19 protein-coding genes and 1 tRNA gene are annotated in these 20,387 nt (G+C 51.4%); 14 read left to right on the top strand and 6 right to left on the bottom strand.

The annotated features are described in order from the left end of the window. The first annotated feature begins 27 nt into the window (after positions 1–27). The 3 genes from TREAZ_RS13405 (at position 28) to TREAZ_RS13395 (ending at position 1,819) form a co-directional block, all read left to right on the top strand. On the top strand, positions 28–1,167 hold the full coding sequence (locus TREAZ_RS13405) for a Gfo/Idh/MocA family protein (protein WP_015712418.1): 1,140 nt from the start codon (positions 28–30) through the stop codon (positions 1,165–1,167). 85 nt (positions 1,168–1,252) lie between these two features. Then, positions 1,253–1,325, top strand: a tRNA-Met gene (locus tag TREAZ_RS13400). 137 nt (positions 1,326–1,462) lie between these two features. Next, positions 1,463–1,819, top strand: coding sequence for a TraR/DksA family transcriptional regulator (locus tag TREAZ_RS13395; protein ID WP_015712417.1), 357 nt, complete (start codon positions 1,463–1,465; stop codon positions 1,817–1,819). Here the strand turns inward: TREAZ_RS13395 and TREAZ_RS13390 are convergent. Genes TREAZ_RS13390 through TREAZ_RS13380 form a run of 3 tightly spaced genes read right to left on the bottom strand, consistent with a single transcriptional unit; the run spans position 1,773 to position 6,458 of the window. Next, positions 1,773–2,636, bottom strand: a complete 864-nt coding sequence (locus TREAZ_RS13390) for a histidinol-phosphatase (RefSeq protein WP_015712416.1) — start codon at positions 2,634–2,636, stop codon at positions 1,773–1,775. The two genes, TREAZ_RS13395 and TREAZ_RS13390, sit on opposite strands and share 47 nt — an antisense overlap. After that, a complete protein-coding gene (locus TREAZ_RS17500; RefSeq protein WP_015712415.1) occupies positions 2,633–5,179 on the bottom strand; it encodes a hybrid sensor histidine kinase/response regulator in 2,547 nt (848 codons plus the stop codon). The genes TREAZ_RS13390 and TREAZ_RS17500 overlap by 4 nt, the downstream gene beginning before the upstream one ends. Positions 5,180–5,192: 13 nt before the next feature. Next, positions 5,193–6,458 (bottom strand): response regulator, encoded by a 1,266-nt coding sequence (locus TREAZ_RS13380; RefSeq protein ID WP_015712414.1) that lies wholly within the window; start codon positions 6,456–6,458, stop codon positions 5,193–5,195. Positions 6,459–6,596: 138 nt separating this feature from the next. On the opposite strand from TREAZ_RS13380, the gene TREAZ_RS13375 reads away from it, so the two are divergent. Both TREAZ_RS13375 and TREAZ_RS17495 read left to right on the top strand, forming a co-directional pair. Then, a complete protein-coding gene (locus TREAZ_RS13375; RefSeq protein WP_015712413.1) occupies positions 6,597–7,934 on the top strand; it encodes an acetate kinase in 1,338 nt (445 codons plus the stop codon). Continuing rightward, entirely contained in the window at positions 7,935–8,960 is a 1,026-nt protein-coding gene (locus tag TREAZ_RS17495) for a carbohydrate kinase family protein (protein WP_015712412.1), read from the top strand. A 25-nt stretch (positions 8,961–8,985) separates the two neighbouring features. Here TREAZ_RS17495 and TREAZ_RS13365 read toward each other — a convergent pair whose 3' ends face one another. Beyond that, on the bottom strand, positions 8,986–9,552 hold the full coding sequence (locus tag TREAZ_RS13365) for a DJ-1 family glyoxalase III (protein WP_015712411.1): 567 nt from the start codon (positions 9,550–9,552) through the stop codon (positions 8,986–8,988). A gap of 15 nt (positions 9,553–9,567) precedes the next feature. After that, a complete protein-coding gene (locus tag TREAZ_RS13360; protein WP_015712410.1) occupies positions 9,568–10,752 on the bottom strand; it encodes a mannose-1-phosphate guanylyltransferase in 1,185 nt (394 codons plus the stop codon). A 64-nt stretch (positions 10,753–10,816) separates the two neighbouring features. Here TREAZ_RS13360 and def point away from each other — a divergent pair, with 64 nt between their 5' ends. The 6 genes from def to TREAZ_RS13330 all read left to right on the top strand — a co-directional run bounded on the left by def (position 10,817) and on the right by TREAZ_RS13330 (position 15,840). Then, positions 10,817–11,350: a peptide deformylase gene (gene def, locus TREAZ_RS13355; RefSeq protein WP_015712409.1), complete on the top strand. Its 534-nt coding sequence runs from the start codon at positions 10,817–10,819 to the stop codon at positions 11,348–11,350. Continuing rightward, a complete protein-coding gene (gene fmt / locus TREAZ_RS13350) occupies positions 11,350–12,369 on the top strand; it encodes a methionyl-tRNA formyltransferase (protein ID WP_015712408.1) in 1,020 nt (339 codons plus the stop codon). Before def ends, fmt begins: the two co-directional genes overlap by 1 nt. A gap of 36 nt (positions 12,370–12,405) precedes the next feature. Beyond that, positions 12,406–13,452, top strand: coding sequence for a PASTA domain-containing protein (locus tag TREAZ_RS13345; RefSeq protein ID WP_015712407.1), 1,047 nt, complete (start codon positions 12,406–12,408; stop codon positions 13,450–13,452). Between the two features lie 178 nt (positions 13,453–13,630). Next, entirely contained in the window at positions 13,631–14,554 is a 924-nt protein-coding gene (locus tag TREAZ_RS13340) for a hypothetical protein (RefSeq protein ID WP_015712406.1), read from the top strand. Positions 14,555–14,646: 92 nt separating this feature from the next. Beyond that, positions 14,647–15,225: a DUF2271 domain-containing protein gene (locus TREAZ_RS13335; RefSeq protein ID WP_043923524.1), complete on the top strand. Its 579-nt coding sequence runs from the start codon at positions 14,647–14,649 to the stop codon at positions 15,223–15,225. 24 nt (positions 15,226–15,249) lie between these two features. Next, complete coding sequence (locus TREAZ_RS13330; protein WP_015712404.1) at positions 15,250–15,840, top strand: TetR/AcrR family transcriptional regulator; 591 nt, start codon at positions 15,250–15,252, stop codon at positions 15,838–15,840. A 167-nt stretch (positions 15,841–16,007) separates the two neighbouring features. On the opposite strand, the gene TREAZ_RS13325 is transcribed toward TREAZ_RS13330, so the two are convergent. Beyond that, complete coding sequence (locus TREAZ_RS13325; RefSeq protein WP_015712403.1) at positions 16,008–17,588, bottom strand: AMP-binding protein; 1,581 nt, start codon at positions 17,586–17,588, stop codon at positions 16,008–16,010. An 88-nt stretch (positions 17,589–17,676) separates the two neighbouring features. Between TREAZ_RS13325 and TREAZ_RS13320 the strand changes: the two genes are divergently transcribed. From TREAZ_RS13320 to rpiA, 3 genes are read left to right on the top strand one after another with little or no spacing between them, the layout of a single operon-like run. Further along, complete coding sequence (locus TREAZ_RS13320) at positions 17,677–18,123, top strand: hypothetical protein (protein ID WP_015712402.1); 447 nt, start codon at positions 17,677–17,679, stop codon at positions 18,121–18,123. Positions 18,124–18,138: 15 nt separating this feature from the next. Then, positions 18,139–19,653 carry a type I 3-dehydroquinate dehydratase gene (locus TREAZ_RS13315; protein ID WP_015712401.1) on the top strand — a complete coding sequence of 505 codons (1,515 nt, stop codon included), beginning with the start codon at positions 18,139–18,141 and terminating at the stop codon, positions 19,651–19,653. Between the two features lie 14 nt (positions 19,654–19,667). Continuing rightward, entirely contained in the window at positions 19,668–20,384 is a 717-nt protein-coding gene (rpiA, locus tag TREAZ_RS13310) for a ribose-5-phosphate isomerase RpiA (RefSeq protein WP_015712400.1), read from the top strand. The last annotated feature ends 3 nt before the right edge of the window (positions 20,385–20,387 follow it).

Genomic DNA, 20,387 nt, shown 5'->3' with positions numbered 1-20,387 from the left:
AATTAATTTTCATACAAGGGGTAAATTATGGCAGGAATTCCGAAAGTAAAAGTCGCAGTAGTAGGCTGCGGGGTAATTAGCGAGACCTATCTTACAAACATGACCAAGTTCTTTGAGATTCTTGATGTCGTAGGCTGCTGTGACATCATCAAGGAAAGGGTGGAAAAGCGGGCTAACCAGTTTAACATCAGGCAAATGACCATTGATGAAATCCTCAATGATAAAAGCATAGAGCTGGTGCTGAATATCACAGACCCGGTGAACCATCACCTGGTGAGTTCCCAGGTGTTGAACGCCGGAAAGAACCTCTATTCTGAAAAGCCCATTGACCTTTCCATAGAAGCTGCAAGAGAGCTGGTACAGCTGGCAGACAAGAAGGGCTTGCTTTATGGCAATGCACCTGACACCTTTATGGGGGAGGCCATCCAGACTGCCCGTTTTTACCTGGATTCAGGGCTTATCGGGGATATCACTTCCGTGACAGCGGTGCTGAACCGGGACGCAGGCCTTTTGGCTGAACTCTACCCCTTCACTGCCGGGCCGGGCGGAGGTATAGGCCTGGACGTAGGCGTGTATTATGTAACCGCCATGCTGAGCATTTTAGGGCCTGTAAAGCAGGTATCGGGCTTTGTGCAGACCCGCAACCCCGAAAGGACCCACTACCTCCCCAATAAAGAAAACTTCGGCGAGAAATTCTGTCTCCAGGCGGAAAATCTCGTGGCGGGCAGCTTTGAGTTCGCCAGTGGCGTTTATGGCTCCCTCATGTTCAATTCATGCAGCATAGGGAACGAAAAACCTCAGATTGTGATGTACGGTACCGACGGCATACTTTATATGCCCGACCCCAACCGTTTTGGCGGGGAAGTCAAGGTGATACTTAAGGGCCAGACTGAACCAGTCACCCTTCAGCCCACCCATACCTTCTCCGAGAGCCATCGAGGCATAGGCCCTGCCGAGCTTGCCTGGTCCCTGCGGAAGGGAAGGAAACCCCGTACCAGCAAGGAAATGGCCTTCCACGGCCTGGAGCTCCTCCTTGGCCTTTACAAGAGCTGCGAAACCAAACAGTTCTACCAGATGACCAGCACCTTCCAGCGGCCTAATCCCATACCCAGAGGCTACCTCGGTTCTTCTTACGGCGGAAATGCCGAATCGGGGCTGGCTGTTTAAGGCTTAAGGCCGGGAACGAGAATTCCCGGCCTTTGGATTGACAAAAACGATAATTTTTGATATTTTGACGAGCGTTCATTATAACGGCGGCATAGCTCAGTTGGTAGAGCATACGGCTCATATCCGTAGTGTCATAGGTCCGATCCCTATTGCCGCTAAACGCGCCTGGTACAGCCAGGCGTTTTTTCGAATGAAACTTTTTTGCTTTCACCAGCTTTCACCTATTGACAAAATCCTCTGATTAGGGCATTGTACCCAGATTGAAAAACATACATAAAATAACAGAGAGGGTTGAATGGAACAAGATTTTGTAGATAAGATGAAGGAATCCCTGATAAAACTAAAAACAGAGATTATTTCCAACCTTGTAGCTAACAACAAAGATTTCAAAGAAATTGTGGAAGGCATGGACCCCAAGGATTTGGCTGACATAGCTTCTGACGATATCGATCGCAAGATGATAGAGGCCATTGGCTCCCAAGACATCAAAAGGCTCAAGCTCATTGATGCGGCATTGACCCGCATTGAACAGGGCAAGTACGGCCTCTGCATGAAGTGCGGCAAAAAGATCCCCCAGCCTCGGCTCGAAGCCATCCCTTATGCCCTTATGTGCATAGACTGCAAGTCCGCAGAGGAACGCCGGAACCGCTAAACAGCACAGTTTCGGTATAGCCTGCCAGAAGCATGGCTTCGCAAGCCTCTTTGTAGTGGCCGTCCAGGTCTCCGGGCTTGTGGGCGTCGGCGTTGATAACCATGGGTACCTGGTTTTCCTTTAAGAGTCTGAGCAAAGGCAGGCTGGGATAGGGCGAATCAATACGCTTGCGGTTCATGCCGCCGGTGTTGATTTCGACGACAATCCTGCGCTGGCCTGCAAGGGCCGCGATTTTTTCAATCCTGCGCCGGTAATACGCGTCCTCTTCCCGAAAGAAGCGGTTTTTGGCGTTATTTTTCCTTATCAGATCAATATGGCCCAGCACGGTGAAACCGCCGCCGGAGATAAGGGCTTCCTCGTTATCCCAGTAGGCATTCACCAGTGCCTCGGTGTCCCCGCCAAAGCCTTCGCGTATGCCCGATTCCAATTCCGCTATAGGCCCGTCCACGGTGAACAAGGCGCCCTTTGGGGGAATCATAAAGTGAACCGAGCCTATGGTATAGTCCAGGCCCATCTCCTTATAATCCTTGTCCCCGGGCGATATGAGGCCAGGGATAAAATCAACTTCAAGCCCCAGATAAACTGGGAGCTTCCCTTCCCAGCGTTTTTTGGCTGCCCTTACTGCATCAAGGTAGGCTTCAAGGTTTTCTTCCGGCAGGTTCCAGCCGGTTTTTATGCCTGTTTTTCGAAAGACCGGCGCATGGGCGCTAAAGCCCAGGGATTGGAGGCCCTTCTCGTAAGCTGCCTGGCAAAAGTCTTCGACACTGCCTTCTCCGTCGCAGAATGAGGTGTGGGTGTGAATGCAGGCGAGTTTCATTGTTTTTTCAGGAAGTCCCCGGCTTCTTTGCAGAAGCGGGCAAAGGCTTCCTTGAGAGGCTGGAAGCCCGCTTCCATCTCAGCCTCATCCTTGTTCTTAAAGGCAGCCTCAAGGCGGGCTGCCGCATGGCCCAATTCTTTGCCCCCCATGGTGAGAGCCGCGCCTTTAATGGTGTGGGCTTCCCGTCTCGCAGTGTCCATATCCCCCGATTCCCTGAGTGCCGGGATGGCGTCTATCTGGGTTCCTGTTCTTTCTATAAAACGCGAAAGGAGGGAGACGGCCATTTCAGAGTTGCCCATGAAAGTATCAAGCATCTCCGCCGAATCGAACACGGCCGCAGTGCCTGCTGCAATTGGCTGCAGCTGAATTTCCTTAACCGCCTCAGGAGATTCCAAGCCCTCGTCAATATATCCAAATATCTCGGCCCTTTTTTTTGAATGGTGTATGGTATCGGCTTCTTCCAGGAATCCCTCGGGCAGCTCGTCCGCTTCGGCCGGGGGTTCTTCCTGCCGCAGATTGATCCACTTGAGGAGCATCTTTTCGATGTCGGGCCGCTTAAAAGGTTTGGTGAGTATGTCGTCTATGCCTATGCTGAGGCAGTGTTCCCGCTCGTCCGCAAAGGCGCTGGCAGTCACGGCGATGATGGGTTTTTTGAAACCTTTTTTGCGGAGGTTTTCCGTGGCTTCGTAGCCGTTCATGCGGGGCATCTGTATATCCATAAAGATAAGTGCAATGTTGTTTGCCAGGGCTTTTTCCATGGCGTCCTGGCCATCGTCCGCCAGTATGGAAGGATAGCCGAGCTTGTCCATGATCATGGCAAAGAGTTTCTGGTTTACAGGATGATCCTCCGCAATAAGCACTGTGGGTTTGTTTTCGTTGGCACGTGCCGGGGGCGGCCTTTTGGCTTCTTCATCCGGGAGGGCTTCAAGTTCGGACACAGGTTCCATTTCTGCCGGTTCATCGGTTTCTTCGTTTTTATTCAGGGCAGTGTTGATGGTGGCCGCCAGGTTCCTGCGCTTTATGGGCTTGGAGATATAAGCTTTGAACCACCGGAGGAGGGTCATCTTGGTATCGGTTCCCAGCAGTCCGTGGGGTACCATGAGTATAAGATCCGCATTGTTGATTTTTTCGTCGTTGTGAATTTCCGCTGCCAAGCGCCAGCCGTCCATGACGGGCATGATCATGTCTATAAAACAGATTTTGAAAGGCGTGCCCCGGGCTGCCGCTTCCCGCATGAGTTTTAGGGCTTCGTCGCCCGAAGAGGCGGGTTCAATACGGCGATATCCAAGATCCACAAGATAAGAACAGGTAATGGTCCGGGGCCTTGAGCGGTCATCCACTACCAGTATGGGGATTTCAAGGCCCCCTGCGGGGACAGGCAGGGGAGGGGGCATTTGATCAGAACGTTCCAGGGGTATGGTAAAACGGAAAACCGACCCCCCCTCTTCGCCGGGAACCATTTCTATAATGCCCCCCATGAGTTCCACCAGGTTTTTCGAAATGGCAAGCCCCAGGCCGGTACCGCCGAAACGACGGGTGTTGGAAGCATCAGCCTGCATGAAGGTAGTAAAGAGCCGGCTCCTGGCTTCTTCGCTGATGCCTATGCCCGTATCGTGTACCGACACCCTGATCGCTTCCTGCTTCCCAAGCTCTGTGAGCTGCGCTGTAACGGTAACGCCCCCCTCTTTGGTGAACTTCACTGCGTTCTTGGCGAGATTGATGAGGATCTGGCGAAACTTGTTGGGATCCCCCCGGATTATGATGCAGGCTTCCAGGGGCACATCGGTAGCAATGCTCAAGCCCTTTCTATGGGCTTCCATGGAGATCATCTCCACTGCCTGCTCAATGGTCTGTTCCAGATCGAAATCTATATGCTCAAGCTCCATCTTGCCCGCTTCGATTTTTGAAAAGTCCAGAATGTCGTTGATGAGGGAGAGGAGAACCTCGGCAGAAAATTTAACCTGGCTTGAGTATTCGGACTGCTCATGATCCAGGGAAGTATCCTGGAGCAGTTCTACCATTCCGATAATGGTTTGAATGGGGGTGCGGATTTCGTGGCTCATGTTGGCAAGGAACTGGCTTTTGGCTTCCATGGCTTTTTCGGCGATTTCCTTGTCTTCAAGGAGGCGCTTCTCTTCCTGGCGGGCCATGGTTCTGTCTTCTATCAATATGCCTATGAAAGGCCCCTGCAGCCCGGGCTGGGCGCTCCCGTCCTTTTCAAGAAGCCATGCATGGATATTGTAAAAATGAAATACCCCTTCTTCTTCATCCTTTGGATGGAGGGCCGTCTCAAAATTGACTTCCCTGGTTTCGCGCTTAACGATGCGGGAAAGGGAAGACCAGAATAGCGAGGTCTGTTTGGAACTCAGGATATCGCGAATGGAAAGAGGCTGGCGTAAAGCGGAAACTGAAAGGGATGCCAGGAGGGTTTCAAGGCGCCGGTTCGAGGCGATGACAAAACCTTCGATGTCCATGATCGCCATTGCTGCGTCTGATTCTGTAAAAAACCGGGAAAAGAGCCCGGCCGATTTTTTCGCTTCCATAACAGGCTCTCTTTTAGAAGTTGGCCTTTAGAATTTCCATGGATTTCTTGAAAATGTCCTCCGGCTTGAGGGGCTTAACCAGATAACTTTTAATGCCCATTTGGTAGGCTTTAATGACTGTCTCTCTTTGGGTCACTGCGGAAAGGACTATCACCGGGTATCTGATGTCCCTTGACTGCAGGGCCTTGAGCACCTCGAAGCCGTCCACCTTGGGCATCATGAGATCCAGGAAGGCCAGGTCGAATTCCTCGGTATCCACAGCAGCGATGAACTCGCCCCCGTCGGAAAAGGTTGTTACCGTGGCCCCGGTTTTTTGAAAGGTGTTTTTGATAAGTTCCTGAATGATGAAGTCATCGTCGATAACCGCGATGCGCAGATTCTGAACCGATTCTTTGATATCCTCCATGGTGAAGCTCTTGGCTTCGGCGTCGAACTTGAGCGCCATGGATTCTTCGGCTGTGCTGTTCCCGGCGGAGAGGACTTTTTCGCCTATAAGCTCAGCTTTCTTTTCCGCATATTCCATGCCCTGCTCAATGTCCTGGAGGAGGCCGTCCATGGCGTACTGGAGATTGGAAACCACTTCGATGCCGGAATATTCCTTTTGCCCTTCAATGAATTGGCGCGCAAATTCATCCTTGGTGAGGACCCTGATGTAGTGCAGTTTGGCCCGGGAAGCCTGGAGCACTGTTTCGAGGAGCTTTTGCATGTTTGGGGCATCGGCAAAACTCAGTTTGATGTCGCTGAGCATGACAATCACTTTTGGCACCCGTATCTCGTATAATTCAATAAGCTCGATTATCTTGAACCGGAGGAGGTCGAGCTTGTCCCGGTTTAGGCCCTGGGCCAGCTCTATAAAAATGATGTCATCGTTAACATGGACTTCCACTATGCCCGGGCTTTCGTCGATATTGAAAGGCACGCCTAAAAGCTCGGAAAGGGTGATAAAGAGGGCGTCAATTTTGACAGGTTTGGTAAAGACCTTTTTTACGCCGAAGGGCACAAGCTCAATGAGCCGCCTCTGATCTATGCGCTGGGCCAGGATAATGACCGGAGTTTTGACCGTATTGGGGTTTGCCTTTTTCTGCTTGAGCACTTCCATGTAGCCCTGCTTGGAAAGGTGGTAATCCATGATGATAAGGTCGGGAGCCATGTTCCTCATCTTGGAAATGCCGTCCATGGCATTGATGCCCACGCTTACTTCTATACCGTTATCTGCGAGTTTGAGCCGCAGATATTCCCGGAAGAGTGGTGATTCATCAATTATCAAGATCTGCTTCATAATTGCTCCCTAGACGCTCCCTGCAATTGTTCTATTGTAGGAGAAGGCCGACTAGCTGGCAAGCCCCCCGGCATTGGAGTCTTATAATTATTATTTATCTATAGTAGAATGCAGGAAATATTTAAGCGAGGTTATATAATGGTTATTCTGACTCTAAATTGCGGTTCGTCTTCCGCAAAATATCAGGTCTACGACTGGGATGCAAAAGACGTGCTGGCTGTAGGGATAGTTGAAAAAGTTACCATCGGGGGTTCCTTTATCTCCCATAAAGTGAAAGGCAAGGAGGAGTACACTGCTAGCCACGACTGCCCCACCCATACCGACGCGGTGGATCTCATCATCAAAACCCTGACAGACCCCAAAGTAGGGGTCATTTCCGACATGAATGTCATCAAGGCGGTGGGCCACCGGGTGCTCCACGGGGGCGATAAATTTATCAAATCCGTAATTGTGGACGACAAGGCCATGGCGGCCTTCAACGAAGTGAAGGATCTGGGCCCCCTCCACAACCCCGCCAATATCATGGGCATCGAAGCCGCCAAAAAAGTGCTCCCCAATGTACCCCACTGCGCCGTGATGGATACTGCCTGGCACCAGACCATGCCTCCCGCTTCCTTCCTCTACGCCGTGCCCTATGAGTGGTACGAGAAATACTCGGTCAGGAAGTACGGCTTCCACAGCACCTCCTTCCTGTATGTGGCCAAGAGGGCTGCAGTCCTTTTGGGGAAAGATCCCTTCAAGACCAACCTCATCATAGCCCACCTGGGGAACGGCGCCTCCATCAACGCGGTCAAAGACGGCTGCTCCTTCGATACGAGTATGGGCATCACCCCCCTGGAGGGCCTTATCATGGGAACCCGCTCGGGTGACGCCGATATGGCCATGCCCTTCTACGTGATGCGGAAAACCGGCATGAGCGCCGCTGAAATGGAAAGCGCCCTGAACAAGAAATCGGGCCTCCTTGGTATTACCGGCAAATACGCCGACCGCCGGGATATACAAAAAGCCAAGCTCGATGGGGACAAACGGGCCGAGCTTGCCCAGGACATGGAAGCCCACAGGGTCAAGAAATACATAGGCGGCTACCAGGCCATTCTGGGCCGTGTTGACGCTTTGGTCTTTACCGCAGGGGTCGGAGAGTTTGCCTTCTTCATGCGTGAAAAAATCCTCCAGGGCCTGGAAGGCGTGGGCATAGTCTACGATCCCAAGAAGAACGAGATGGCCCATACCCGCAACACCGAGACCATCATCAGTAAGCCCGAGTCCAAGATCCCGATTTACATTATCCCCACTGACGAGGAACTTGTGATGACCGAGGACGCCTATGCCCTCATGGCAGGCACTTACGATGTGCACACCAAGTTTGCCTACTCGTTCCAGAAAAAGGAGTATGTGAACAAGGGACGCGCCGAGGGGCTCAAGGAAGAATTGGCAAAGCATCCTGAATTAAAATCGATTATTGCGGAACCGAAATAATTGGAAGAGCTTGAACTCCTTTGCATAGGCAATGCCCTGGTGGATGTGTTTGCCCAGGGCGAAGAAGATATTGATTTCCGCTTTGGTCTTATCGAGCCTGTTCAGCATGTCCCCATGGACAAGCTCAGGGAAGTTCTTGCGGTGCTGCCCGAATTTTCCGCCGTCTCCGGCGGAGGCGCCGCCAATGTGGCGAAGATTGCGAGTATGCTGGGGCTCAAGGCGGGCTTCATAGGCGCCTTGGGTTCCGATCAATTCGGGCGGGTTTTTGAAAAGGATCTCAGCGACGCGGGAGTGCAATCCCGGATTTCCCATAAGGCTTTGCCCACAGGTGCCTGCCTCATACTCCAAATGCCCGACGGCAGGGTGAAGATCGCGGCCTCGCCTTCCGCAGCCCTGGACCTTAACGAAAAAGATATAGACGAGGATGCCATACGCCAGGCCAAGGTGGTTGTGCTGGATGGCTTCATGCTGGAGAGGCGCAAGCTGGTTTGCCATATCCTGGAACTGGCGTACAAGTATGGCACCGCGGTAGCCCTTGACGCGAGCACCACTGGCCTTGCGGAAGAGAGGGCGGTAGAAATTGTAACTTATGCCCGGGCCTACCCCATGATACTCTTCATGAACGAAGACGAGTCCCGGGCTTTTTACCGCGCCCTGAGCCAGGAAAAGGATCTTGATGGAGAGGGTGACAAGAACAATGGAATAAGCCCTGAGATGGCGCGCCTCTTCCAGGATTTTACCGCCCAGGATGTGTTCCCCATAGTTGTCGTAAAATTGGGAAAGCGGGGGGCTGTGGTTTTTGCAGGCGGCAATATGTACCGTGAAGAAACCATACCGGTGATCCCTCTTGAAACCACCGGCGCGGGGGACGCGTTCAGCGCAGCTTTCCTCGCAGCCTGGATACGGGATAGATCCCTTGGCGAATGCGCAGCTATTGGGAACAAGGCGGCCAGGGAAGTGCTGGATGTTAAAGGCACCCAGCTTGATCCCAGCGCCTTAAAATATTTGGAAAAGGAATTGCGCTAGAATTAGAGAATATTGACGCAAACTGTCATATCAACATTACGCTCTTTGCCAATTTTTCAGCCTCGGCCCTGTTTACCAGTTCGGCGATTATAGCCGCCGCAAAATTCCCCGCTGTTCCCGCAGCTCTACTGGTGATGATATTTCCATCTGTTACTACCCTGTCATGCGACAAGACGGCGTCCTGGACTTCTTTTTCTACCCCGGGGTTGCAGGTGAATTTTTTGCCTTTAAGCATGCCCAAAGGCGCCAGTACCACTACGGGCGAAGCGCAGATGGCGCAAATCAATTTGCCTTTGGCTGCTTCTTCTTTAAGCAAATCCCCCGCCTCTTTTGAAGCCGCAAGATTCTCTGCGCCGAGGGAGCCGCCGGGAAGCACTAGGGCGTCAAAGGAAGAGGCCGTCCCTTTTCGCAGCAGATCTGCCAGGAATGCATCGGAATTCAGTTCCATGCCCCTGGAGCCTTTGACAGTTTTGCTTTTGCCTATGGCAGCAATAGTAACTTCCACTCCTGCGCGGCGGAGATAATCGATGGGGGTAATAGCCTCCACTTCTTCAAAACCTTCTGCCAGTAAAACTAACGCTTTTTTTGTCATGATAGGTTTCCTCCTTTAAAGCAGATCCTTCCTTCCCGATGCTTTTATTTTTTCCACAACTTCTTTTACTTTTTGGGTCTCGCCTTTTTTTGCAATGAGCACCGCCGGGGGATTCCCGTCCCTGCCCGAACGCACTACTACGATTAAATCTTCCGCGCCGCAAAGGGCCACGGGGATATCCGAATCCACGAAAGTCGATTCGGAGCCAACCCGGAAAATATCAGCCTCTTTGTCGGCGGCGGTTTGATTTTTCGGTATTTGCGTCTGAAGCATGCGGGCGTACTCGTCCCAGCTGCCCACATCCCTCCACTTGAAATCGGCCTTGACCATCACCGTCTGGCTGCATTTTTCCGCAATAGCATAATCGAAGGAAATGCTTTTTGTTTTGCTGTATGCCTTGTCGAGATCCATCCATTCGGAAAGTATGCGGAGACCCTTGAGCTTCCGGTATTCCTGATCCTCGGGCGCCATGAGTTTGCTGAAAGGCGCCAGTACCTCGGGAGCATTCTTGCGGAATTCGTCAATCATGAATTTTGAGGAAAATGCAAACATCCCCGAATTCCAGTAGAAGTTCCCTGCCTTGACATAGCGTTCTGCGGTTTTTCTGTCAGGCTTTTCCCTGAAGGCCGAGGCTTTGAAAACCTCGGGCTCATAATGGCGGCGGCCCTTGTCCTGGATATTGAAGCCCGAAAGGAGCTGGGAAGTTTCGATGTAGCCATAGCCTGTATCGGGCGAGTGGGGCTGTATGCCGAAGACGACCAGTTTGTCCTGCTGGGCAAATGCGGCGGCGGCGGCGGCATTTGCCTTAAAAACCGAAAGCGGGCTTATGATATGATCGCAGGTAAGAACCAGGATGTTCCGTTCCTGGCCCCCGCCTTCCCAGTCCGCATAGAGTATGCCGCAGGCAATGGCAGGGGCTGTGTTTTTTGCCGCAGGCTCTGGGATCAGCACGAGGCGCTTTTTTTCCTGGGGGCTGAAGTCCGCGCAAGCCTCGGCGATTAGGTTCACATGGCTTTTTCCCGCAATGATGATTACCCTGCCGTGGGCAGGGTCGGTTACTACCAAAGCCCTTTCCACTGAAGAGGCAAAAAAACTCTTGTCAGGAGGGGCTGGAAGGAACTGTTTGGGCTTTTTGGAGGTACTGGCAGGCCAAAGCCTGGTTCCCGATCCTCCTGCCATTATTATGCAGTCATTAAACATTGCTGCCAGTATAACCCGAAAAGCCCCTTTCCGTAAGGCCTTGTTTTTGCTATTATGTATATGTATGGATATTCTGTTATTGGGAAACGAATTGCTCCGTCAAAAAGCGGAGACAGTCAGGAAAATAGGCCCTGGGTATATCAAAATAGCTTCTGATCTCATCCAGGCCCTTCATGACGGCGATGGCGTGGGTCTTGCAGGCCCCCAGGTAGGGTTCATGGAAAGGATCTTCGCGGTGCATATCCACGGGGACGAAGCCAGGATATTTATCAACCCTTCCATAATCGAAACCTCCCAGGACACTATCAAATATGAAGAAGGCTGCCTCTCGATTCCCGGCTACTACGCCGATGTGGTGCGCCCCAAGACCATCAAAATCCAGGCCTGGAACGAGAAAGGCCGCCCCTTTACCCTGGAAGCGTCTGGTATGCTTGCCCGGGTGATACAGCATGAATACGATCACCTTGACGGCACCCTTTTTATAGACCACATCTCTGAAGCCAAACGCAAAAGGATCATTGAAAAAATGGAAAAGGCTGCTGTTGCGAAGGCAAAAGATAAAAGCGCTGCTCCGGGAATTCCTGAAAGGAAAGCCTAGTGCGCATACTCTTTGCCGGAAGCCCGGGCATTGCAGTTCCTTCCCTTGAAGCCCTTTCTGCTATGGAACTCGCTGGCGAAGGCATTGCCCTGGCAGGTATATTGACCAATGCCGACAGTCCCAAAGGCCGCAGCGGCAAACCAGAGCCCACCGATGTTTCTGTTGCTGCTTCCGGCCTTGATACGGCAAGGGCTGAAAAAGGCTTCCCTCCCATTGCCCAGCTAAAGTTTGAAAAATTGGATGCAGCGGCAAGGGAAGCTGTTGCCGCCCTCAAACCGGATCTGCTCATATCATTTGCGTATGGCAAAATTTTCGGCCCTAAATTTCTTGGACTTTTTCCCCTGGGGGGGATAAACATACACCCCAGCCTCCTTCCAAAGTACCGGGGGGCTACGCCCATACCGGCTGCCATACTCAATCGTGAAAAAGAGACCGGCGTCAGCATCCAGAAGCTGGCTTTGGAGATGGACGCAGGGGATATTTTGGCTCAGGAAAAGTTTCCGCTCTCGGGTAATGAGACTACTGCATCTTTAAGCGAAGACGCTGCGCAAAGAAGCGCGGAGCTGCTTGCTTCGCTGACGAGGGAATTTGCCGCCCTGCCGAAAGAGGCTTTGTCAAAAAGCGCACTGTTTCAGGGCAAGAGCCAGGAAGGCGAGCCAAGCTGCTGCTCCCTTATCCGCAAGGAAGACGGTCACATTGATTGGAAATTGAGCGCCCTGGAAATCGACGCCAGGGTTCGGGCTTTTACGCCCTGGCCGCTTTGCTTTACCGCACAGGAGGGGCAAACCCTCTATATACTTGAAGGCCAGCCCTTTGAAGGCCCGGGCAGTGGGGGGCAGACCGAAACAAAAGCAGCCCCGGGTATAGTGCTGGGCATAGACAGGGGCAAGGGAATACTGGTACAAACAGGAGACGGGGTATACGCGGTTTCCCGGCTTCAGTGGCAGGCAAAAAAGGCCCTGGACTGGAAGTCTTTTATGAATGGGGCCAGGGATTTTGTGGGGACTCTTTTAGGATAAGGTCTGTCCCCGGATGATATCGGAGGTTTTTGGTTAATGGCTATCAATTTTGACCTTGACGCAATAGAAGGCTATGTAGCCAACCATTTGCGGCTCTTTATCTCCATGGCTGTGGGCCTTCTGGTCTTTGTGGGGATCATTGCGGTCTCGGTTTTTTTTATCTCCGTAAGAGGGGCCGAACAGACCATGGTCCCCGACATAGTGGGCCAGGATCTGACCGCAGCCCTTTTGGAACTCCAGGTCAAGGAGCTCTATCCCCGCATACAGCTCCGCTATTCCCAAAGCTCAGCCGACAAGGGCCTCATCCTGGAGCAGGATCCCCGCCCGGGAATCATAGTCAAGGCCGGCCGCCGCATACGCCTCGTGGTAAGCCAGGGCGTCATGGTCAACACGGTCGAAAATTACCTGGGCCGGAATATTGATGAAGTGCGTATGGATCTCCAGACTCTCTTTGCATCGGAAGGCAGCGCAATTCCGCTGGTAACCCTTAAAGAACCCCTCATGTACGAATACTCCGCCGAAGATCCGGGAACTATCCTGCAGCAGAAGCCCGAGCCCGGTTCCGGCATTTCAGGCCCCACGGTTCTGGAGTTTGTTGTAAGCCGGGGACCCGAGGATTCTCTTCTCCGTGTACCGAACCTTACGGGCCTTCCCCTAAACGACGCTTTGGAACAGGTTGGGTATTCGGGCATTGACTTTACTTTTACCCTGAAACCTGCGGGAGAAGGGGACATACCTGAAACCGTTGCGGCCCAGAACCCAGCGGGGGACACCATGGTTCAATCCAATACCAGGGTGGCTATCACCCTTTTCTCCCCTGCGGAAGTTCCGGTGGGCGAGGTCTTCGGTCTTTTCAAGTACAGCATGGCGAAGAACCCCTATCCCCTGGCGCTGAGACTCGAAGCCCAGCTTCCCAATGGCGAACGCCGCCGGCTTCTTGCAGCAGAATACGCAGGAGGCGCCCTCACGGTTCCCTATCATTTGCCGGTCGGCACGGTGCTCATACTTTCCATGCTGAACAGGGAGATACACCGCGAAACAGTGATACCGCCGGTGGATCTGCTGTCGCTGGATCAGCTGTAGGGTATCCTCCAGGGCATTTGCTGTATGGCATAAGAGCAGTCTACTCCTAACCCCCACATCAGTAGTATATAAAAGCCGCTAAATTGATGAAAATTTGACAAAGATACTTGACAAAGTTAACATAACAATGTTATCTTTACATCATAATCTTAATATGGTTATATAGGAGTGTAACAGAATGAAACGTTTGTTGTTTTTCGCGGCTGTCCTTTTGGTACTCTGGGCGCCATTGTGGGGTGATGATGGGGGGTATACTTCCTCGACCGATCTCAGTGTTACCATTACGAGTATCCCGGAGGCCAAAATCGGGCTTTCCCGGAATTTCGCTTTCCCATTCCTTCGGGGGGAGGGAATGCTGACTCAGGGTAATAATATCAGCGCAACCTTGACTGCCGAACTATCTCCGATATCGCTCAATGGCGTTGCGGAAATCGTCTGGACACCGGTGGCGTTTTTTCAATTGGTTACCGGGGGGCGGATTGGCTCAGGGTGGAATATAACCCTGGGGGATGAAATCATAGGGATTGGGAAAAACGTATATAATGCCGACGGAACGACCCGTGTAGAAGGCTCCGCATTCGGCGGGCTTTTGTGGAATGTAAAGGGCGGCGCGGTTTTGCAGTTTGATACTGCCGCGCTGTGGCCCGGCGACTGGCATCATATTGTGTTTCATTCTTATCATGAAATAAACTATGCTGCGTACACTGCGGCGAAGAATAATGATTCATGGTATTTTGAAAACGATTCAGGCGAAAACCGGAATGGGTTTAATTATTACGGCAACTATTTGTTGGGTTATCAGATGCCCCTTTTTCTTGATATGGTTGGTATTCTTGCAGAAGAAAATCAAAATATCTACAATGCCGCGGGCGGTGAATTCTGGGGAGATGACCTTTCCCGCTGGACTCTTTCCGCATTGCTTAACTTTAAAATTACCGACCGGATGGGCATTACCCTGCTTGTACAATCGCGGACCATGCGGAATTTCACACCATCAACCAAAGACAATGAATTTTACCAGGACAGGCAAATAGTCGATTCATCACAAAGACGGCTTGAGTTTTTCCGGGTTGCTGCAACCATGAAATTTAAATTACGATAATCAGGGAGAAATGATATATGCGGATTAATTATTTATATTTTGTTTTACCGGCCTTGCTTTGCATTTCATGTTCCGCTCCGTCTGCCAGGGTTTTGGCTGTAAGTGACGGTATGGAATTTATCATCAATCCGGGAGAAGAATGGAAAAAACCGCAATTTGCAGCATGGCTTACCGATATTGACGGCAGCTATGTATCGACGATTCTGGTCAGCAACCGGAGCGGAAACAAAAGCTGGCGTATGGCGCCCAAGGCTGGCAGGCCGGAAGCGCTGCCGGTATGGGAGCATAGCCGCAGTAAATCCATGTATACCGATGAGATAGATTCGGTTACTTCGGCTACACCGAAAGGAGTAGTACAGACAGCATTTGATAATCATATTCTGGTCATTGGCGGCGAATATCACATTTTCCTTGAGGTGAATCAAAGTTTCGATTATAATGATCGGTGGCCAAAAAAGGCAGGCAATAATCTGCCGGCTGCCGGTGTGAATGGGCAGCCATCGCTTGTTTATTCCGCCGGGTTTATTTATGGCGAGCCATTTGACAGGGTACAGCTTTCCCTTGCCGGACACGGCGCCGTAGATGGTTCTCATGGAGATATTATTGTTGATACAGAAGGAATGACCACTGCCTTATCAATAATTAAAGACGCTTTTTTGGCGAATAAATAGCACTGGTAATCGGGAGGGAAATTTATGAGGAATGCAAACCCGAAATTGATTGAAGATATCAAAAAGAAAGCTGTGGAAATGCTTATGGAAAAAGAACCGGAAGAAATAACCATGAGGGATATAGCAAAAGAATGCGGAGTAACTGCGACGACGCTTTATTATTACTACAGCGACAAAGATGCATTATTCGAGGAAGTGAAACTGGAAAGCATTGCCGAAATGAATAATTTTATCAAAAAAAAGCTGGAAGGGATAAAAGAGCCAATGAAAGCTCTTAAGGCCGGGCTTTCAGCATTCAGGGATTGGACGTTCAAAAATCCCCGAATTGCAATTTTATTCATGGGCCGCCTTAAACCCAATAAAGAAGCGAATAAAGAACAATTGCAAATATACTACCAAAGCAACTATTTAGGCAAAACACTTCTTGACGCCGCAGTCAAAGCGGGTAAATGCAAATCCAGGGATACGCTTTTGGATTCCAGCCTCATTATTGCCGCCCTCTGGGGCGCTATAGAAAGCGTATTGCTCAATCGAACCCTGCCGGAATATTGGGGCAAGGGGATACTGTTTACCGACAGAATGATAGAACTGTGCTGCCGGGAGATCTCAAGATAAGCCGCTAAATTAATGACTGCGCTTATCTCTGCAGTTTTGAATTAAAAAAAGCAGAGATGGGCGCAGTTTCGTTTTTCAAGGGATTTTATGCAATTGAGCCTTCCGGCGAGACTTTTAATATCACCAGGGCGTGGTAAAGGTCTAATGATTTAAGGGGGTGCCCTCTTTCAGGATTTCTCCCTGGCATACAGAAAGCGCTTGATTTTCAGGGTAGGCGTCTTTTCAAAAGGTTCGCTCCGGATCTCGATACGGTTGAGCCTGGAAAAAGCGGCAAGCTTTTTGTTCACGCTGTTCTTTAATTCTTCGAGGCTGTCGCCCATGGCTGCCAGGGCGGTCTTGGCTTTTTCGCTCAACACGATGAGGGCTACCAGTTCGCCCCTCTCCCCGGGAACCACCAGGGCGTCTTCGACCAAAAGGGAATTGTGGAGTATGCTCTCGATTTCTTCGGGGTAGATGTTTTCTCCCGATGGGCCGAGTATGAGGGCTTTGATGCGGCCCTTCATAAAGAGATTGCCTTTTTTGTCTATATAGCCAAGATCGCCTGTTTTAAACCAGCCGTCTTCGGTAAAGGCTTTCCTGGTCCGCTCCTCATCCCGGTAATATCCCAGCATCACGTTAGGGCCCCGCACCTGTATCTCGCCTTCGGGGCTGATTCTGGTTTCCACGCCTTTTACCACAGAGCCGGCCGAACGGAAGGCGAATTTGTAGGGATCTGTGCCGGCTACCAGGGGGGCGGTTTCAGTGAGGCCGTAGCCGGGCGCATAGGGGAAGCCTGCCTTCCTGAGGAAGCGTTCCACATCTTCGTCCAGGGGGGCGCCCCCTATGCCGAAGAAGCGCACCGAAGATCCCAGGGCTGTCATGAGACGTGCCCCTGCTGCCTTGATTGCCAGTACGCGGGTCAGGGGGAATTTATACAGAGGGCTTTTTTTCATCCCCGGGAAGATGCTGTTACGGCAAATCTTTTCTATAAAGAGAGGGACTGAGACTATGGCTGTTGGCCGCAGGGTCTGCATGGCCGGGAGCAGCACCGCGGGGGAAGGGGGTTTGTCAAGGTACGTAACCGAAGCCCCGCCCATAACAGCCGTAAAGAGGCCGAGCACACACTCGTAGGTGTGCGCCAGGGGTATCACCGAGAGGAGCCTGTCCCGGGAAAATATCTTCATCAATGTCCTTGAGGCTTGGGCGGTAAAGATGAGGTTGCCATGGGAAAGGACAACGCCTTTGCTGGAGCCGGTAGTTCCCGATGTATAGATGATGGCGGCAGGATTATGCTCTGTAAGGGTGGGGAATTCGGTTTCTTCAGGGATTCTCAAATTCGAAAAGAGATTCGGATCATCCAGGGGGATTAGCGCAATGGCGCCATCGATTCCGCCTTCGGCAATTTTTTGGACTGTCCTTTCGGTATGGCAGAGGGCCGAAATTTCCGCATGCCTGGCGATGGTGCTGATCTGTTCCCCGATGAAGTCCGTAAGCACCGGGACGGCGACTGCCCCAATCAGGGTAATGCCGAAATAGGCAATGGGCCATTCGGGGCGGTTCTCGGCAAGTATCATCACCCTGTCTCCGGCTTTGACACCCTTGTCCATGAGGAGCCCTGCAATTTGCCTGGTTTTGATGCCAAACTCGGCATAGCTCATCTTGTCGTAGACCCCGCCGTCGCGGTAGATCTGGAAACAGGTTTTGCCTTGGTATTTTGAAGCCGCCTTTAGGGCAAGTTCCCCAAGGCAGCGTTTTTCAAGAAAGATCATAGTCCTCCTGTAATATTGACCCTATTATATAGAAAAGGTTGCGCTTTCTTCTCTTGTGTTTGCATCCAAGCTCCTGTAGAATAAAAAGATGCGTCTTCGGTTTTCAGGTTTTTTGACGGCTCTACTCCTGGCAGGTTTGCCTGCTTTTTTGCCTGCTCAAATAGCCGGGGAAGATCCCGTCTCCTTCATAGGCCTTACCCTCCGGGAACTGACAGGCCGGTTTGGCGCCCCCCAATCGGTGTATGCGGTGCGGGGAATAGAAGAATGGCAGGATGATGTGGTCTTTGTCTATAGCGATGGGGACTTCTATGTTTTTAAAGATCGGGTGTGGCAGGTAGGCATCAAGGCAGCCTTCAGGATAAGGGCAGGCGATCCCAAGGCTGCAGCATTGCTGGCACTGGGGGAGGGGGTAGAGGACAGGGGGGATCATCTGCTTTATCCCATAGCTGGCAGGAGCTGGCCGTTGACCTTGCGCTGCAATTTTGACAGCTCCGGAAAAACAACGGCAATCTTTATATACCGTTCTGATTTATAAATTCGGGAGAAAGCCTTGGCGAAAATTTGTCTTTGTTTAACCGGAAAAACCCTTGCAAGGGATATCGAGGTGCTCCAAAAATACCAGAAGTACGTGGACATTGCGGAACTTCGTGCGGATTGCCTTGATCCTGACGAAAGGTTCCTCATACGGCGCTTCCCCGAAATGGCGGGTCTTCCTGTTATCCTTACCATAAGGCGGAGCCTGGATGGCGGTAAATACGTGGGCGGCGAGGGTGCGCGCATCACCCTTCTTTCCAAGGGTCTTGCTTTTGCCGAAGCCGACAGGCGGCGCAATTTTGCCTATGTGGATCTTGAGGATGACCTTTATGTCCCCAGCCTCGAGGAAGCAGCCCGGACCTACGGCACCAGGATCATACGGTCTTACCATAACATGAATGGCGTGGATCATGATCTGGCAGCAAAACTGCGTGAACTGAGGCGGGTAGGGGATGAGCTTGTAAAAGCCGCGGTGATGCCCCAGTCCCTGGATGATACCATCAGGGTCTATCAGGCTGCAAAAGAAACTTCGGATTTGGAAAAAATACTCCTCTGTATGGGCGATTACGGCGTTTCAACCCGCATCCTTGCAGAGCCTATGGGATCCTATCTGAGCTATACCACAGTGAAAGGCGAGCCTGATATGCCCGCCGGCGCTTCGGGCCAGCTTGACCCCAGGGAGCTTGCAGAGCAATTCCACTTTAGGGAGATTACCGGCAAAACGAAAATTTTTGGCGTTACCGGTTTTCCCCTCAAAGTCTCTGCCAGCCCCCATTTTTTCAATACCGTATTCGACATAGAAAAGACAGACGCAGTATATATACCTTTTCCTGCAGATTCTATCCACTCACTAATACGTTTAGCTGAGGAAATACGCATTTCCGGTGTTTCTGTTACTGTTCCCTACAAAGAATCAGTGCTGCCCTTCCTTTTCTGTAAATCGGATCTGGTGCAATCCATTGGCGCCTGCAACACGATTGTCTCAAGCGCCGATGGCTGGATGGGTTACAATACTGACGCCCAGGGTTTCACTGATTCCCTTCTTGAATTTTCCGGCCGCAAGGATCTTAGGGGGAAGAGGGTCACCATAGTCGGAGCAGGGGGAGTTTCACGGGCAGTAGCGGCCGAGGTTTACAGGCTCAAGGGCAAGGCTCTTATCCTGAACCGTACTGCAGTGAGGGCAAGGGATGTAGCCCTTCCCTATAAATTTGCCTGGGCAAGCCTGGACAACAAAGGCATTGAGATGATGGAGAAATATGCGGATATTATCATTCAGACTACCTCGGTAGGAATGGAGCCCTTGCCTGATGCAGACCCTATAGAATTTTACCATTTCACAGGAAAAGAATTAGTCATGGACTTAATCTATAAACCGGCCAAAACCCGATGCCTTGTCAGGGCAGAAGCTTCGGGCTGCCGCATATTGAATGGCTATGATATGCTCATAAGACAGGCTCGTTATCAGTACACCTACTTCATGGGGAAGGAATTTCCTCCCTCCCTCATCAGCAGGGTCAAACTCCAGGAATAAATCAGGATATAAAAATGGATCAGAAAGAGATAAAAGAGATGGTAGGGAAAGCAGCGGTAGAAGCCCTGGTAAGAAGCGGCATGAAGCTCGGCCTGGGGACAGGTTCCACTGCCATTCCTGCAGTCCGCCACATAGGGAGCCTTATGCAGCAGGGGAAGCTGAAAAACATATTGGCAGTGCCTACGAGCTTTCAGACCAGCATAGAATGCGAAAAATGGGGCATACCCCTTTACACCCTCAATTCAAAGGATATAGGCGGCGAACTCGATTTGACCATTGACGGCGCTGACGAGGTAGATCCGCAGAATTACTGCGTCAAGGGTGGAGGCGGTGCATTGCTGGTGGAAAAAATCGTTGCTTACGCCTCCCGGGCTTACTGCATTGTGGTGGATGAAGGAAAGCTTGTAAATAACCTGGGCCTCAAATTCCCTGTGCCAATCGAAGTGATAGCCGAAGCCCGCATCCCTGTTACCCGCTCCCTTGAGAAGCTGGGGGCGGAAGCAACACTGCGGGAAGCACTGCGTAAAGCAGGGCCTGTGATTACCGAACATGGCCACCTGCTTCTGGATATCCTGTTCAAAGATCCTGTGGATCCGAAAAAACTGGAAGCAGAGCTTAACAGGATACCCGGGGTTGTAGAGAATGGTTTTTTCACCGGCCCGTCAGGGCGTGAATTAAGGCCGCAGGTTTTTGTGGGCCGCAGCGATGGTAAATTGGAGATTAGAAAATAAAAA

Source organism: Leadbettera azotonutricia ZAS-9 (genome assembly GCF_000214355.1).
In the GTDB taxonomy this organism is placed as follows: domain Bacteria; phylum Spirochaetota; class Spirochaetia; order Treponematales; family Breznakiellaceae; genus Leadbettera; species Leadbettera azotonutricia.
Note: the sequence above shows the minus strand (reverse complement) of the source record. Positions and strands in the feature narration are given on the sequence as shown.